The 15,032-nt window shown below is 63.2% G+C and carries 10 protein-coding genes; 8 read left to right on the forward strand and 2 right to left on the reverse strand.

Annotation, left to right across the window (positions count from 1 at the left end):
* Positions 1-143: 143 nt before the first annotated feature.
* Both aceF and aceE read right to left on the reverse strand, forming a co-directional pair.
* Entirely contained in the window at positions 144-1,784 is a 1,641-nt protein-coding gene (gene aceF / locus AC1M7R_RS13660; protein ID WP_072432174.1) for a dihydrolipoyllysine-residue acetyltransferase, read from the reverse strand.
* A gap of 11 nt (positions 1,785-1,795) precedes the next feature.
* Positions 1,796-4,441: a pyruvate dehydrogenase (acetyl-transferring), homodimeric type gene (gene aceE, locus AC1M7R_RS13665; protein ID WP_072398556.1), complete on the reverse strand. Its 2,646-nt coding sequence runs from the start codon at positions 4,439-4,441 to the stop codon at positions 1,796-1,798.
* Between the two features lie 382 nt (positions 4,442-4,823).
* Between aceE and glnE the strand changes: the two genes are divergently transcribed.
* The 8 genes from glnE to AC1M7R_RS13705 all read left to right on the forward strand — a co-directional run bounded on the left by glnE (position 4,824) and on the right by AC1M7R_RS13705 (position 14,928).
* Positions 4,824-7,763, forward strand: coding sequence for a bifunctional [glutamate--ammonia ligase]-adenylyl-L-tyrosine phosphorylase/[glutamate--ammonia-ligase] adenylyltransferase (glnE, locus tag AC1M7R_RS13670; RefSeq protein ID WP_490610462.1), 2,940 nt, complete (start codon positions 4,824-4,826; stop codon positions 7,761-7,763).
* Between the two features lie 206 nt (positions 7,764-7,969).
* On the forward strand, positions 7,970-9,004 hold the full coding sequence (waaF, locus tag AC1M7R_RS13675) for a lipopolysaccharide heptosyltransferase II (protein ID WP_072398554.1): 1,035 nt from the start codon (positions 7,970-7,972) through the stop codon (positions 9,002-9,004).
* Between the two features lies 1 nt (position 9,005).
* On the forward strand, positions 9,006-10,064 hold the full coding sequence (gene waaC / locus AC1M7R_RS13680; RefSeq protein ID WP_072432171.1) for a lipopolysaccharide heptosyltransferase I: 1,059 nt from the start codon (positions 9,006-9,008) through the stop codon (positions 10,062-10,064).
* A complete protein-coding gene (locus AC1M7R_RS13685) occupies positions 10,064-11,188 on the forward strand; it encodes a glycosyltransferase family 4 protein (RefSeq protein WP_072398552.1) in 1,125 nt (374 codons plus the stop codon). Before waaC ends, AC1M7R_RS13685 begins: the two co-directional genes overlap by 1 nt.
* Entirely contained in the window at positions 11,185-11,991 is an 807-nt protein-coding gene (rfaP, locus tag AC1M7R_RS13690; RefSeq protein ID WP_072458647.1) for a lipopolysaccharide core heptose(I) kinase RfaP, read from the forward strand. The genes AC1M7R_RS13685 and rfaP overlap by 4 nt, the downstream gene beginning before the upstream one ends.
* The gene (locus tag AC1M7R_RS13695) at positions 11,991-12,725 is read left to right on the forward strand and encodes a lipopolysaccharide kinase InaA family protein (protein ID WP_072398550.1); all 735 of its coding nucleotides are present in this window, start codon (positions 11,991-11,993) and stop codon (positions 12,723-12,725) included. Before rfaP ends, AC1M7R_RS13695 begins: the two co-directional genes overlap by 1 nt.
* Positions 12,722-13,474 carry a lipopolysaccharide kinase InaA family protein gene (locus tag AC1M7R_RS13700; RefSeq protein WP_072458646.1) on the forward strand — a complete coding sequence of 251 codons (753 nt, stop codon included), beginning with the start codon at positions 12,722-12,724 and terminating at the stop codon, positions 13,472-13,474. Before AC1M7R_RS13695 ends, AC1M7R_RS13700 begins: the two co-directional genes overlap by 4 nt.
* Complete coding sequence (locus AC1M7R_RS13705) at positions 13,474-14,928, forward strand: lipopolysaccharide kinase InaA family protein (RefSeq protein WP_490610463.1); 1,455 nt, start codon at positions 13,474-13,476, stop codon at positions 14,926-14,928. Before AC1M7R_RS13700 ends, AC1M7R_RS13705 begins: the two co-directional genes overlap by 1 nt.
* Positions 14,929-15,032 lie beyond the last annotated feature (104 nt).

Here is a 15,032-nt window from a genome sequence, read left to right on the forward strand (position 1 = left end):
AGTTGACGGCGGCGTTTCCTATAGCGCTGTCGACGACGTATGGCGGGCAAAAAAAGCCCCGCCAACTGGGCGGGGTTGAGGTACGAGCGTGGCGCTCGGAAACAGCGGCCTGGATGGCCCTCCGATGAAGGAGGGCCGTCCGATTACAGCAGGATGGTACGGATGTCGCCCAGCAGGTCGCTCAGGCGCTTGGTGAAGCGTGCAGCGGCGGCGCCGTTGATCACACGGTGATCGTAGGACAGCGACAGTGGCAGCATCAGCTTCGGCTGGAAGGCCTTGCCGTCCCAGACCGGCTGGATGGTGGCCTTGGAAACACCCAGGATCGCCACTTCCGGCGCGTTGACGATCGGCGTGAAGCCGGTACCGCCAATGTGGCCGAGGCTGGAGATGGTGAAGCAGGCGCCCTGCATGTCGTCGGCGGTGAGCTTCTTGTTCCGGGCCTTGTCGGCCAGGGCAGCGGCTTCGCCGGCCAGTTGCAGCAGGCTCTTCTGGTCGACGTTGCGGATGACCGGTACCAGCAGGCCTTCCGGGGTGTCGACGGCAAAGCCGATGTGCACGTACTTCTTGCGGATCACAGCCTTGCCGCTTGGGGCCAGGGAGCTGTTGAAGTCCGGCAGTTCCTTGAGCAGGTGTGCGCACGCCTTGAGCAACAACGGCAACACGGTCAGCTTCACGCCGGCCTTTTCCGCCACGGCTTTCTGCGCGACGCGGAAAGCTTCCAGCTCGGTGATGTCGGCCTGGTCGAACTGCGTCACGTGCGGGATGTTCAGCCAGCTGCGATGCAGGCTCGACGCGCCGATCTGCATCAGGCGAGTCATGGCCACTTCTTCGGTTTCGCCGAAACGGCTGAAATCCACCGCCGGGATCGGCGGGATGCCCGCGCCACCGGTGGCGCCTTCGGCCGGTGCGTTCTTGGCCTTCTGCATCATGGCCTTGACGTAGGCTTGCACGTCTTCCTTGAGCACACGACCGTGCGGCCCGCTCGGGCCAACGGCCGACAGCTCGACACCGAATTCACGGGCCAACTGACGCACCGCCGGGCCGGCGTGCACCTTGGCACCGCTTGGCGCAGGCGCGGCGGCGACAGGGGCAGGCGCTGCTTCGGCCTTGGCGGCAGGCGCGGCGGCTGGCGCTGGAGCTGCTTCAGCCTTGGCGGCGGGTGCAGCGGCCGAGGCAGGCGCGGCAGGTGCCGAGGCACCCGCTACTTTCAGCTTCAGGATCAGGTCGCCGGTGCCGACTTCGTCTTCCAGCTTGATCTCGACGCTTTCCACCACACCGGCAGCCGGCGATGGGATCTCCATGCTGGCCTTGTCGGATTCCAGGGTGATCAGCGACTGGTCGGCTTCGACGGTATCGCCGGCCTTGACCAGCACTTCGATGATCTTGGCCTTGCCCGACGAACCAATGTCCGGAACATGAATGTCCTGGACAGTGGCGGCGGCCGGCGCAGCGGCCGGAGCAGGCGCTGCTTCGGCAGCCGGGGCCGCAGCGGGCTTTTCAGCCGCCGCAGGCGCTGGCGCAGGGGCAGCCGCTTCAGGCGCCGCAGCGGCGCCCTCGACTTCCAGCTCCAGCAGTTCGTCGCCTTCTTTCAGGCGATCGCCCAGCTTCACCTTCAGGCTCTTGATCACACCGGCCTTCGGCGCAGGCACTTCCATGCTGGCCTTGTCCGATTCAAGCGTCAGGATGCTCTGGTCGGCTTCGATACGGTCGCCGACCTTCACAAACAGTTCGATTACTTCACCTTCACCGCTGCCGATGTCAGGTACGCGAATGAGTTCGCTCACGAAAATTCTCCTCAGCAGTCCAGTGGGTTGCGTTTTTCCGGATCGATGCCGAACTTGACGATGGCCTCGGCCACCACCTTGGGTTCGATATCGCCACGGTCAGCCAGGGCTTCCAGGGCTGCCAACACAACGAACTTACGATCGACTTCGAAGAAGTGACGCAGCTTCTTGCGGCTGTCGCTACGGCCGAAACCGTCGGTGCCCAGCACCTTGAATTCCTTGGAAGGAACCCACTGGCGGATCTGCTCGGCGAACAGCTTCATGTAGTCGGTAGAGGCGATGACCGGACCCTTGCGACCGTTCAGGCATTCTTCGACGTAGCTCAGCTTTGGCTTCTGGCCAGGGTGCAGGCGGTTGCTGCGCTCTACGGCCAGGCCGTCGCGACGCAGTTCGTTGAAGCTGGTGACGCTCCACACGTCGGCACCGACGTTGAATTCTTCACGCAGGATCTTCGCCGCTTCACGCACTTCGCGCAGGATGGTGCCGGAGCCCATCAACTGGACGTGGTGCGCCGCTTCGCGGGTGTCTTCCTCGAGCAGGTACATGCCCTTGACGATGCCTTCCTCGACACCGGCCGGCATGGCTGGCTGCTGGTAGGACTCGTTCATCACGGTGATGTAGTAGAAGACGTCCTGTTGCTCTTCGGTCATCTTCTTCATGCCGTCCTGGATGATCACCGCCAGCTCGTAGCCATAGGTCGGATCATAGGTGCGGCAGTTCGGGATGGTACCGGCCAGCATGTGGCTGTGACCGTCTTCGTGCTGCAGGCCTTCGCCGTTCAGCGTGGTGCGGCCGGCGGTACCGCCGATCAGGAAGCCACGGGTGCGGCTGTCGCCAGCGGCCCAGGCCAGGTCGCCGATGCGCTGGAAGCCGAACATCGAGTAGAAGATGTAGAACGGCAGCATCGGCTGGTTGTGGCTGGAGTACGAAGTACCGGCGGCAATGAAGGAGCTCATGGCGCCGGCTTCGTTGATGCCTTCCTCCAGGATCTGGCCCTTCTTGTCTTCGCGGTAGAACATCACCTGGTCTTTATCGACTGGCTCGTAGAGCTGGCCGACGGACGAGTAGATGCCCAGCTGGCGGAACATGCCTTCCATGCCGAAGGTACGGGCTTCGTCCGGGATGATCGGAACGATGCGCGGGCCGATTTCCTTGTCCTTGACCAGTTGCGCGAGGATTCGCACGAAGGCCATGGTGGTGGAGATTTCACGGTCGCCCGAACCGTCCAGGATAGCCTTGAGGGTTTCCAGTGGCGGCGTCGGGACGCTGAAGCTCTTGGCGCGACGCTGTGGTACGAAACCGCCCAGCGCGGCACGGCGCTCGGCCAGGTAACGGGCTTCGGCGCTGCCTTCTTCGGGCTTGAAGAACGGCAGGTTTTCCAGCTCGCTGTCCTTGACCGGAATGTCGAAGCGGTCGCGGAACAACTTCAGGCTGTCGACATCGACTTTCTTGGTGTTGTGCGCGGTGTTCTTCGCTTCGCCGGCACCTGTGCCATAACCCTTGATGGTCTTGGCAAGGATGACGGTCGGCTGTTCTTTGTGATTGACCGCCTGGTGGTACGCCGCGTAGACCTTGTACGGGTCGTGGCCGCCACGGTTGAGCTTCCAGATTTCGTCGTCGGACAGGTCGGCGACCATGGCCTTGAGCTCAGGCGTGTTGAAGAAGTGCTCGCGGACGAACGCGCCGTCCTTGGCCTTGTAGTTCTGGTATTCGCCGTCGATGACTTCGTCCATGCGACGCTGCAGGATGCCGTCGACGTCCTTGGCCAGCAATGGGTCCCAGAAACGGCCCCAGATAACCTTGTTGACGTTCCACTGGGCGCCACGGAACACGCCTTCGAGTTCCTGGATGATCTTGCCGTTGCCGCGAACCGGGCCGTCGAGGCGCTGCAGGTTGCAGTTGATGACGAAGATCAGGTTGTCCAGCTTCTCGCGGCCGGCCAGGGAGATCGCGCCGAGGGATTCCGGCTCGTCGCACTCGCCGTCGCCCATGAAGCACCAGACCTTCTGCTTGCCTGGCTGGATGAAGCCACGGGCTTCCAGGTACTTCATGAAACGTGCCTGGTAGATCGCCTGGATCGGGCCCAGGCCCATGGAAACGGTCGGGAACTGCCAGAAATCAGGCATCAGCCAAGGGTGCGGGTAGGAGGACAGGCCGTTGCCGTCCACTTCCTGGCGGAAGTTGTTCATCTGGTCTTCGGAGATGCGGCCTTCCATGAACGCACGGGCGTAGACGCCTGGCGATGCGTGACCCTGGAAGTAGATCAGGTCGCCGCCGTGTTCGTCGGTCGGGGCCTGGAAGAAGTAGTTGAAGCCGATGTCGTACAGCGTCGCGCTGGAGGCGAAGCTGGAGATGTGACCGCCCAGGTCGGAATCCTTCAGGTTGGTACGCATCACCATGGCCAATGCGTTCCAACGTACCAACGAGCGAATGCGGCGTTCCATGAACAGGTCGCCAGGCATGCGTGCTTCGTGGGTAACGGGGATGGTGTTGCGGTATGGCGTGGTGATGGCGTAGGGCAGTTGCGAACCGCTGCGGGTCGCGAGTTCGCCCATGCGGGTCATCAGATAATGAGCGCGGTCTTCGCCTTCTTTGTCGAGAACCGATTCCAGGGCGTCCAGCCATTCCTGGGTTTCGACGGGATCGAGGTCTTGCATGGCTTGCTCCAGGGCGGAAAGGCTACCAGAATCGGTTGCCTGAGTTTGCGACTGGCCTTGTGGGCAGACGATATAAATTCTTGGATTGCCGAAGGTTGTTTCGGCGGCGTGTAGTTTTACTACAAATCGTCGACCGTTTCAGCCTCCCGAATGTATAGACGAGTAGTAAAACTACACATGAAAGGCTTTTGGCCCCTCGTTTCGTTGTGAGAATAATCGTTACTGTTGGTCTTTAGCTAACTCGAACAGGTAAAAACTTGATGTCGGCTGCCAATAAAATCAGATTTTCAGCTATTTATCATCTTTGTTCGACAGTCGATCAGGTAGTGGCTCTCGAAAAAACACTACATCCAGCCTTTCCCGCGCCGATCAAGGATAGACCATGAGCCTGCCCCCGCTTGCCGAAGTACCGGCAATTCTCCTGCCGTTGGTCAGCCGTGCCGAGCAGTCGTTCCGTGCGTCGGTCGCCTCACTGGATGACGATCACGGATTGGCCACCTGGACGCCGGAACGCTGGGGCGAATTCAACCGCGTCGCCGCCGCCAGCGATTTCGTCATCGAGCAGAGTCTTCGTGACCCCGTGATGCTACTGGAGCTGGTACGCAGCGGCGAGCTGGATCGCGACCTGGCGACCGGGGAAATGTGCCGGCAGATCGGCGCCGCGGTCCAGGCCGCCGAGACCGAGGACGAGCTGGGTCGGGTCCTGCGCCGCCAGCGCACCCGGCAACAGGTACGGATCATCTGGCGTGACCTGAACCGTCGGGCCGATCTGGTCCGGACCTGTCGCGACCTGTCGGACATGGCCGACACTTGCATTGACCAGGCCTATCAATGGCTGTATCAGCGCCTCTGCCAGCAATTCGGCACGCCCACCGGCCGGCGCAGCGGTACGGCGCAGCAGATGGTCATCCTGGGCATGGGCAAGCTCGGCGCGGTGGAGTTGAACCTGTCGTCGGACATCGACCTGATCTTCGCCTACCCCGAGGGAGGCGAAACCGTCGGGGTGAAGCGGCCACTGGATAACCAGGAGTTTTTCATCCGCCTGGGCCAGCGTCTCATCAAGGCCCTGGACCCGATGACGGTCGATGGTTTCGTGTTTCGCGTCGACATGCGCCTGCGTCCCTACGGCTCGGCCGGTGCGCTGGTGCTGAGCTTCAACGCGCTGGAGCAGTACTACCAGGACCAGGGCCGCGACTGGGAACGCTACGCCATGATCAAGGCGCGGGTAGTGGCCGGAGACCAGGCGGCCGGCGCGCAACTGCTCGATATGCTGCGGCCCTTCGTGTATCGCCGCTACCTGGATTTTTCCGCCATCGAAGCGTTGCGCACCATGAAGCAGTTGATCCAGCAGGAGGTGCGGCGCAAGGGCATGGCCGATAACATCAAGTTGGGCTCGGGTGGCATTCGCGAAGTGGAGTTCATCGCTCAGGCATTCCAGCTGATCCACGGCGGCCGCGATTTGAGTCTGCAGCAGCGGCCGTTGTTGAAGGTGCTGGGGACGCTGGAGGGCCAGGGTTACCTGCCGGCCAAGGTGATCGACGAATTGCGCCAGGGCTACGAGTTCCTGCGCTATACCGAACACGCTATCCAGGCCATCGCCGACCGCCAGACCCAGATGCTGCCCGACACCCCCCAGGACCAGGCGCGCATAGCGTTCATGCTGGGTTTTACCGACTGGGCGGCTTTCCACGAACAACTGATGCATTGGCGCGCACGCGTGGCCTGGCACTTCGGCCAGGTCATCGCCGACCCGGATGAAGAAGAGGGCGGCGAAAGCGAAGTGGTGGTGGGCGGCGAATGGTTGCCCTTGTGGGAAGACAGTCAGGACGAGGAAGCGGCGTGCCGGCAGTTGCAGGAGGGCGGCTTCCGTGACGCGCCCAAGGCGCTCAGGGCCCTGGCGGCCCTGCGCGGCAGTCCGCAGTTGCGCGCCATGCAGCGCCTGGGGCGCGAACGCCTGGATGCCTTCATTCCGCGCCTGCTGGCCCAGGCCGTCGAGCACGCCGATCCGGACCTGGTGCTGGAGCGGGTACTGCCGTTGGTGGAAGCGGTGGCCCGCCGTTCGGCCTACCTGGTGCTGCTGACGGAAAACCCCGGTGCCCTGCGACGTTTGTTGACGCTATGCGCGGCCAGCCCGTGGATTGCCGAACAGATCACGCGTTTCCCCCTGCTGCTCGACGAGCTGCTTAATGAAGGTCGTCTGTTCAAGCCGCCCCTGGCGCCGGAGCTGGCCGCCGAGCTGCGCGAGCGCCTGACGCGGATCCCCGAGGATGATCTCGAACAGCAGATGGAAGCGCTGCGGCATTTCAAGCTGGCGCATCGCCTGCGGGTGGCGGCTTCGGAAATTGCCGGCAGCCTGCCGTTGATGAAGGTCAGCGATTACCTGACCTGGCTGGCCGAGGCGATTCTCGAACAGGTCCTGGCCCTGGCCTGGCGCCAGACCGTGGCCAAGCACGGTGTGCCGCTGCGCACCGACGGCAGTCTGTGCGATCCGGGCTTCATAATTGTCGGTTATGGGAAAGTCGGCGGCCTGGAGTTAGGGCATGGTTCCGACCTGGACCTGGTGTTCATCCATGACGGCGATCCCCAGGCGGAAACCGACGGACCGAAACCCATCGACGGAGCCCAGTTCTTTACCCGGCTGGGCCAACGGATCATTCACCTGCTGACGGCCCAGACCAACTCCGGGCAGTTGTATGAAGTGGACATGCGCCTGCGGCCTTCCGGTGCTTCGGGGTTGCTGGTCAGTTCCCTCGGGGCGTTCGCCCGCTACCAGGAAAACGAAGCCTGGACCTGGGAGCATCAGGCACTGGTGCGGGCCCGGGTGCTGGTGGGAAGCCAGGATGTGGGCCAGGCCTTCGAGAAAGTCCGCGCCCAGGTGCTGGGGCGCAAGCGTGACCTGTCGACGCTGCGCCAGGAGGTCAGCGAGATGCGCGCCAAGATGCGCGACAATCTCGGTAGCAAGGCCACCGCCGCCGGGACGGCGGCAAACGCCTTCGACGCCTCGGCGCCCTTCGACCTCAAGCAGGACGCCGGAGGTATCGTCGATATTGAATTTATGGTGCAATACGCGGCTCTGGCGTGGTCCGAAGAGCATCCCTCGCTGGTGCGCTACACCGATAACATCCGCATCCTGGACGGGTTGCAAGAGGTCGGTCTGATGCCGGCCGAAGATGCCACGCTGTTGCGCGAAGCCTATAAAGCCTACCGCTCCGCCGCCCACCGCCAGGCCTTGCAGAAAGATGCCGGGGTGATCGCAGGCGACCAGTTCGTGGATGAGCGCCGCCAGGTATTGCGGATCTGGGGTGAGCTGGGGCTGAGCTGAAGCTTTAAATGTGAGAGCGAGCTTGCTGGCGATAGCGGAATGTCAGGCGACATTGATGTTGAATGAGCTGGCCTTGTCGCGAGCAGGCTCGCTCCCTCGGTAGATTGGCGGTGTGTTGTAGATTAGGGCAGCAGGCAACGACCTAAGCCACAGTGATTCTCGAGGCGGGGAGGCGTAGGCCTCCCCGTATCGTTTTTGGAAAGCACATGAATATTCTGATCGTTGGGCCCAGTTGGGTCGGTGATATGGTGATGGCGCAGACACTGTTCCAGTACCTCAAGCAGCGCCATCCGCAGTGCGAAATCGACGTCCTGGCCCCTGAGTGGAGCCGGCCGATCCTTGAGCGCATGCCCGAAGTACGCAAGGCCTTGAGCTTCCCGCTCGGTCACGGCGTGCTGGAGCTGGCGACCCGCCGGCGTATCGGCAGATCCCTGGCCGGTCAGTATGACCAGGCGATCCTGCTCCCCAATTCGTTGAAATCTGCCCTGGTGCCGTTCTTCGCCGGTATTGCCAAGCGCACCGGTTGGCGCGGCGAGCTGCGCTACGGCCTGCTCAATGATGTGCGCAAGCTGGACAAGGACCGCTATCCGCTGATGATCGAGCGGTTCATGGCCCTGGCCTATGAGCCGGGTGCCGAGCTGCCGAAACCTTATCCGCGGCCGAGCCTGCAGATCGACCCGGTGACCCGTGACGCTGCTTTGGCCAGGTTCGGCCTGAGCCTTGACCGTCCGGTGCTTGCGTTGTGCCCGGGGGCCGAGTTCGGCGAATCCAAGCGCTGGCCGGCCGAGCATTACGCCCAGGTCGCGGAAGCGAAGATCCGTGAAGGCTGGCAAGTGTGGCTGTTCGGTTCAAAGAAGGATCACCCGGTGGGCGAAGACATCCGCTCGCGCCTGATTCCCGGCCTGCGGGAAGAGGCGGTGAACCTCAGTGGCGATACCTCCCTGGCCGAAGCCATCGACCTGCTGTCCTGCGCCGACTCGGTGGTGTCCAACGATTCAGGCCTGATGCACGTGGCGGCGGCCCTGAACCGTCCGCTGGTGGCTGTCTATGGCTCCACCTCGCCGGGCTTTACCCCGCCGCTGGCCGACAAGGTCGAAGTAGTGCGTCTGGGCATCGAATGCAGCCCATGCTTCGACCGCACTTGCCGCTTCGGCCACTACAACTGCCTGCGCCAGCTCATGCCGCCATCGGTGACCGATGCCCTGGCGCGCGTGCAGGGCACCCCCGTGGAGGTCCAGTAACTTGCGGGTATTGCTGATCAAGACCTCCTCCCTGGGCGATGTGGTCCACACCCTGCCGGCATTGACCGACGCCGCGCGAGCGATCCCTGGCATCCGGTTCGACTGGGTGGTGGAAGAAGGTTTCGCCGAGATTCCCACCTGGCACCCGGCCGTGGGCAAGGTCATACCGGTGGCGATTCGGCGCTGGCGCAAGAACCTCTGGCAAACCATCAAGAGCGGCGAGTGGCGAGGCTTCAAGCAGAGCCTGCGGGCGCAAAAGTACGACCTGGTCATTGATGCCCAGGGCCTGCTCAAGAGCGCCTGGCTGACCCGTTACGTCAAGGCTCCGGTGGCCGGCCTGGACAAGCAATCGGCCCGTGAACCCCTGGCCGCGCGGTTCTATTCCCGTCGGTTGGCGGTGGCTCGCGGTCAGCATGCGGTGGAGCGGGTGCGGCAGTTGTTCGCGCTGGCGCTGGGGTATGACCTGCCCCAGACCCTGGGCAACTATGGCCTGAGCGTCGACAAGCTGGTGGAATTGCCGCGCCAATACCCCTACGTGGTGTTCCTGCATGGCACGACCTGGGAGTCCAAGCACTGGCCGGAGCTTTATTGGCGCCAGCTCGCCGAGCGCATGGGGCAGCTCGGCGTGGTGGTGAAGTTGCCGTGGGGCAGCCCCCTGGAAAAGGCCCGGGCCGAGCGCATCGCCAAAGGGCTGCGCAACGCCCAGGTGTTGCCGAAGCTGAACCTGGGCGCTGTGGGCAAGGTGCTGGCCGGCGCTCAGGCCTGCGTGGCCGTGGACACCGGGCTGGGCCACCTGGCCGCGGCGCTGGACGTGCCGACCATCTCCCTGCTCGGCCCCACCAACCCGGTACTCACCGGTGCCTACGGCAAGGGCCAGGTCCACCTTGCCAGTGATTTTCCTTGTGCACCCTGCATGCAGAAACAATGCACCTATCCGCCGACCGCCGAAGATGCCCGGCGGTTTGACCTGAAACGCGAGCAGCCCCTGTGCTTCACGCGTCTGAACCCCGAGCGTGTCGCCAGCCACCTGAGCACGTTATTGGCTGAGGAATCACGCTGATGCAATTGGCTTTTGTCCTGTACAAGTACTTCCCTTTCGGTGGCCTGCAGCGTGACTTCATGCGCATTGCCCTGGAGTGCCAGCGACGCGGTCACCAGATCCGTGTCTACACGCTGATTTGGGAAGGAGACGTGCCGCCCGGCTTCGAGGTGCTGGTGGCGCCGGTCAAGGCGCTGTTCAATCACCGCCGCAACGAGAAGCTCAGTGCGTGGATGGAGGCCGACCTGGCCAAGCGCCCGGTGGACCGTTTGATCGGCTTCAACAAAATGCCTGGCCTGGACGTGTACTACGCCGCCGACGGTTGTTTCGAAGACAAGGCGCAGAACCTGCGCAACTCGCTGTACCGGCGCTGGGGCCGCTACCGGCATTTCGCCGAGTACGAGCGGGCCGTGTTCGCCAAGGATGCGAAAACCGACGTGCTGATGATTTCCGAAGTCCAGCAGCCGCTGTTCATCAAGCACTACGGCACACCGCTGGAACGCTTTCACCTGCTGCCACCGGGCATCGCCCAGGACCGCCGACGGCCCGCCGATGCCGATGACATACGCGCCGCGTTCCGTGCCGAATTCGAACTGGCTGACGACGAGCTGTTGCTGGTGCAGATCGGCTCCGGGTTCAAGACCAAGGGCGTGGATCGCAGCCTCAAGGCCCTGGCCGCGTTGCCGGCGGAACTGAAAAAACGCACCCGATTGTTTGTAATCGGCCAGGACGACCCCAAGGTATTCCAACTGCAGAGCGCCGCGTTGGGTCTGGGCGACAACGTGCGGTTCCTCAAGGGCCGCAGTGACATCCCGCGTTTCCTGTTAGGGGCCGACCTGTTGATCCACCCGGCGTACAACGAAAACACTGGCACCGTGCTGTTGGAAGCGTTGGTGGCCGGTTTGCCGGTGCTGGTCAGCGCGGTGTGCGGGTACGCTCATTACATTGCCGAGGCCGATTGCGGCCTGGTGCTGGACGAGCCGTTCGAACAGGCCCAGCTCACCGAGTACCTGCAGCGGATGCTGAGCGACGCCGAGGCGCGGGCTGCCTGGAGCCGCAACGGCCTGGCTTTCGCCGAAACGGCGGACCTCTACAGCATGCCGCAGCACGCGGCCGACGTGATTCTGGCGGAGCACGCACAATGAAAGTGATGTTGGCCGAACCGTTCAAGAGCCTTTGGGCCGGACGCGATGCGTTCGCCGAAGTCGAAGCGCTCAAGGGCGAGGTCTATCGCGAACTGGAAGCCCGGCGCACCTTGCGCACGGAGGTGGACGGTCGCGGCTTTTTCGTGAAGATCCACCGGGGAATCGGTTGGGGCGAAATCTTCAAGAACCTGCTGACTGCCAAATTGCCGGTCCTGGGGGCGGGGCAGGAGTGGAAAGCCATCCAGCGCTTGCAGGAAGTCGGTGTACCCACCATGACGGCCGTGGCCTATGGCGAAAAAGGCAGCAACCCGGCAGACCAGCACTCTTTCATTGTCACCGAGGAGCTGGCGCCTACCATCAGCCTCGAAGATTTCAGCATCGACTGGGTCAGGCAGCCGCCGCAACCGGCACTCAAGCGGGCCCTGATCGCCGAGGTGGCGCGCATGACCGGCATGATGCACCGTGCCGGGGTCAACCATCGCGACTGCTACATCTGCCATTTCCTGCTGCACACCGACAAACCGGTCACGGCTGCGGATCTCAAACTGTCGGTGATCGACCTGCACCGTGCCCAGACCCGCCCGGCCATCACCCGGCGCTGGCGCAACAAGGACCTGGCGGCGCTGTATTTCTCGGCGTTGGACATCGGCCTGACACAGCGTGACAAGCTGCGTTTTCTCAAAGGCTATTTCCAGCAGCCGCTGCGCCGGATCCTCGCCGAAGAAGCCACGCTGCTGCGTTGGCTCGAAGGCAAGGCCAACAAGCTCTATGCACGTAAACAACGGTACGGGGACGCGCTCTGATGTCGGGCTGGAATCTGGAACCTGCCTACGCTGAACTGGCGCGGGATTTCGGCAGCCTCGACGCGGTGTTCGCCCTGGAGGGCGAGCGCCTCACACGCGACCCGCTGTCGGAGGTGATCCGGGTACAGCGCAATGGCGTGAACTATTACGTCAAGCGTTACACCGGGGCCGGCAAGGGCCTGCGGCGCTACCTGGGCAGGCCCCGGGTCAAGTCCGAATGGCAGAACCTCAAGCGTTTCGCCAAATGGGGCATTCCCACGGCACAAGTCGTCGCCTGGGGGCTGGAACGGCATGGCGCGGCCTATGCCCGCGGCGCGATGATCACCCGTGAGCTGCCCCATACCGAGGACCTTTCCGCCCTGGCCGAGCATCACGACCAGCGCCTGGCCGATCGCGCCTGGGTCGAAAAGGTGAGCCAGCAACTGGCGGGGTACACCCGGATCATGCATGAACATCGTTTCACCCATAACGATTTGAAATGGCGCAATCTGTTGGTGGACGACCAGTCGCGACTGTTCCTGATCGACTGTCCCAACGGTGATTTCTGGCGTGGTTTCTGGCTCAAGTACCGCATCACCAAAGACCTGGCATGCCTGGATAAAGTGGCCAAGTATCACCTGTCCGCCACCCAGCGCCTGCGCTTTTACCTGCAATACCGCCAGCGTGACCGGCTCGATGCGTGCGACAAGAAGCGCATCCGCCATGTAGTGAGATTTTTCGAGGGGCGTGAATGACTGATTTTCTGGCCGCCGAAGACCGGCCCTTGCTGGCGCGTCACGGCCTGGACAGCTTCGAGGCTCTGTGGGCGCGGCAGTTGGACGCCGTGGATGAACCCAATACCTCGGGCGGGGGCTGGAGCAGCGTGTTCCGGCTTGAACTGGAAGGGCAGGGCTATTACCTCAAGCGCCAGAGCAATTACCTGACTCGAACCTGGTCCCATCCCTTCGGCGAGCCGAGCTTTTCCCGGGAGTTTCGCAATATCAGCCGATATCGCGAACTGGGGATCCCGGCGCTGCAAGCAGTGTTCTACGGCCAGCGCAAGGTGGACGGCGAGGTGCGTGCGATCCTGCTGACCCGGGCGCTCGACGGCTGGGACGACCTGGATTCGTTATTGCATCGCTGGCCGGCGCTGACGGTAGCGCAACGCTGCGCCATCCTGCAGGCCTGCGGCCAATTGGCGCGGCGCCTGCACGGCATGCGTCAGGTCCATGGCTGTTTCTATCCCAAGCACATCTTCCTGCAGGCGATCGCGAACGGCTACCAGGCCCGGTTGATCGATCTGGAGAAGACTCGACCACTGCTGTTCGGCCAGCGCGACCGGGTCAAGGATCTGGAGCCCTTGCTGCGTCGCGCTCGCGCCTGGAATGACAACGACGTGCGCGAGCTACTGTCTGCCTATCTGGACCAGCCGATCGAAGGGGCACTGGTCGATAGCTGGATGAGCCGCCTTACCGCCCGGCGCAGCCACAAGGAAGCCCATTGATGCAATTGTCCGAACTGAAAGATGCCGGCCGCAGCCCGGTCCTGCCGCTGAGCCTGGAATTGGCGGACGCCGCCGGGCCGGCGCAACTGCAGCTGCTGACGCTGTTGCGAGTGTTGCCGGGGCAGCGTTATGTCGGTGCCGGTGTGTGGCGCGGCCGGCCGGTGTTGGCCAAGTTGCTGGTGGGCAGCAAGGCCGCCCGGCACTTCCAGCGAGAATTGCAGGGCGTGCGCTTGCTGGCCGAGCAGGGCTTGACCACTCCGCTATTGCTTGCCGATGGCCTGAAAGAAGGTGAGGGCGGCTGGTTGCTGTTCGAGTTGCTCGAAGAGGCCGAGAGCCTGGCGGATGCCTGGAAGCAGGTCGAGCACCTGCCCTTGCTGGCGGACGAGCAGACGGCTGTGCTGGCCGAGGCCTTGGGCGCCATTGCCCAGCTGCACAGCAAAGGCCTGTGGCAGGAAGATCTTCATCTGGACAACCTGCTGCGTCATGGCGGCAAGCTCTATCTGATCGACGGTGCCGGCATCCGCGCCGAAACCCCTGGGCAACCCTTGTCGCGACAGAAGGTGCTGGAGAACCTCGGGGTGTTCTTTGCCCAGCTACCCAAGTCCATCGAGCCGTTCAACGAGGAACTGCTGGTGCATTACCTGCTCGGTAACGCCGAGCACGCGCTGCCCATGGAAGCGCTGCAGAAACAGATCGACAAGGTGCAGGCCTGGCGCCTGAAAGATTTCCTGGAGAAGATCGGTCGCGAATGCAGCCTGTTCAGTGTGCAACGGGGACCGTTCGGCCTGCGGGCGATCCGTCGTGACGAGGAGGCAGCCATGGCACCGGTCCTGGCGCAGGCGGATGCCTTGCTTGACCAGGGACACCTGTACAAGACCGGTGGCGCGGCCAGTGTTGGCAAAGTCGAAGTGGACGGTCGTCCCCTGGTGATCAAGCGCTACAACATCAAGAATTTCGCCCACTGGCTCAAGCGCTTCTGGCGCCCCAGCCGTGCCTGGCATTCCTGGCGCGAAGGCCATCGCCTGGCCTTCCTCGGCATCGCCACGCCCAAGCCGCTGGCATTGCTGGAAAAGCGTTTCCTGTGGCTGCGTCGCGGTGCGTACCTGGTGACCGATTACCTGCCTGGGCCCGACATCATCGAGCACTTCACACCCTACATGGAAAGCGGTGAAGCGCCGGAGCCCGAATTGCTGGCGCTGGACCGTCTGTTCGCCGACCTGATCCGCGAGCGTATCAGCCACGGCGACCTCAAGGGTCACAACCTGTTCTGGCAGCACGACCGCTGGGCGCTGATCGACCTGGATTCGATGTGCCAGCACCGCACCCACGCCAGCTTCGCCCCGGCCTACGCACGTGACCGGGCCCGGTTCATGCGCAACTGGCCTGAGGACAGCGCCTTGTACCGGGTGATTGACCAGCGGTTGCCCAGAACAATCGATAGCGCCTCATCCTAGCGAGCAGCGTACGTCGGCAGTCGGATGCAGTCCTGGTGGCGAGGGGGTTCCCGTTGAGTCGCGCAGCGACCCCAAACCCGTTGAGCGCAACCAGGCCGCCGATT

This window comes from Pseudomonas sp. MS01C9, from assembly GCF_058202755.1.

Excerpts from the sequence above, each read along its gene's own strand:
- aceE (WP_072398556.1), bottom strand. The coding sequence starts at position 4,441 with ATGCAAGACCTCGATCCCGTCGAAACCCAGGAATGGCTGGACGCCCTG.
- glnE (WP_490610462.1), top strand. The coding sequence starts at position 4,824 with ATGAGCCTGCCCCCGCTTGCCGAAGTACCGGCAATTCTCCTGCCGTTG.
- waaF (WP_072398554.1), top strand. The coding sequence starts at position 7,970 with ATGAATATTCTGATCGTTGGGCCCAGTTGGGTCGGTGATATGGTGATG.
- AC1M7R_RS13685 (WP_072398552.1), top strand. The coding sequence starts at position 10,064 with ATGCAATTGGCTTTTGTCCTGTACAAGTACTTCCCTTTCGGTGGCCTG.
- rfaP (WP_072458647.1), top strand. The coding sequence starts at position 11,185 with ATGAAAGTGATGTTGGCCGAACCGTTCAAGAGCCTTTGGGCCGGACGC.
- AC1M7R_RS13695 (WP_072398550.1), top strand. The coding sequence starts at position 11,991 with ATGTCGGGCTGGAATCTGGAACCTGCCTACGCTGAACTGGCGCGGGAT.
- AC1M7R_RS13700 (WP_072458646.1), top strand. The coding sequence starts at position 12,722 with ATGACTGATTTTCTGGCCGCCGAAGACCGGCCCTTGCTGGCGCGTCAC.
- AC1M7R_RS13705 (WP_490610463.1), top strand. The coding sequence starts at position 13,474 with ATGCAATTGTCCGAACTGAAAGATGCCGGCCGCAGCCCGGTCCTGCCG.